Origin of the sequence: Achromobacter sp. GbtcB20 (genome assembly GCF_019091095.1) — a bacterium.
Classification (GTDB): Bacteria; Pseudomonadota; Gammaproteobacteria; order Burkholderiales; family Burkholderiaceae_B; genus Achromobacter; species Achromobacter mucicolens.
Genome location: NZ_JAGXJZ010000131.1, coordinates 1 through 667 on the forward strand (window position 1 = coordinate 1; position 667 = coordinate 667).

Sequence of the window (667 nt, forward strand, 5' to 3'; positions counted from 1 at the left end):
GGGTGGCAGGCGATGAACATCAGGCGCAGCAGGTCGTCGCCGAGGTCGTTGCGGGCGTCGTCCAGGCTGTCGACAAAATCGGGCACGTAATGGGCCTCCTGCGCTTCCAGGTCGAGCCCGATCGCGCGCAGCTTTTCCTGGAACAGCTTGTCGCGGCGAAGGCGGTCGAGCGCGGCGTTCTTCGCCGTGCGCATCAGCCAGGCGCCGGGATTGTCGGGAATGCCGGACGCCGGCCAGGTTTCCAGGGCGGCGACCAGGGCGTCGCCGGCCAGTTCCTCGGCCAGGCCGACGTCGCGCACCAGGCGCGCGACGCCGGCCACGATCTTTGCCGATTCGATGCGCCAGACCGCGCCGATCGCCCTGTCGACGTCCTGGCGCATCAGGCCTGGGGCGGGACCGCGTTCGGGTCCATGTACATCAGCTCCCAGACGTGGCCGTCGAGGTCCTCGAAGCCGTGGTAGACCATGAAACCGTAATCCTTGCGCTCGTTCGGCGCCCGGCCGCCGGCGGCAACGGCCTTGGCCACCAGGGCGTCGACTTCCTCGCGGCTCTCGCAGGACAGGCAGGTCAGCACCTCGGTGCTGGTCCTGGCGTCGGCCACCGGCTTCTGCGTAAAAGTCTGGAAGTAGCTTTCCTGCAGGAGCATCGCGTAGATGTGCTCGCCGAT

Annotated in this window: 2 protein-coding genes; both read right to left on the minus strand. The window is 68.1% G+C overall.

Going from position 1 to position 667, the window contains the following annotated elements:
• Window positions 1-380, minus strand: a 380-nt coding sequence (locus KVT32_RS28165) for a sigma factor (protein ID WP_305864180.1), incomplete at its 3' end; no start/stop codon positions are given.
• Window positions 380-667: VOC family protein (locus KVT32_RS28170; RefSeq protein ID WP_217619209.1), on the minus strand; the 288-nt coding region annotated here is incomplete at its 5' end. The genes KVT32_RS28170 and KVT32_RS28165, both read right to left, overlap by 1 nt.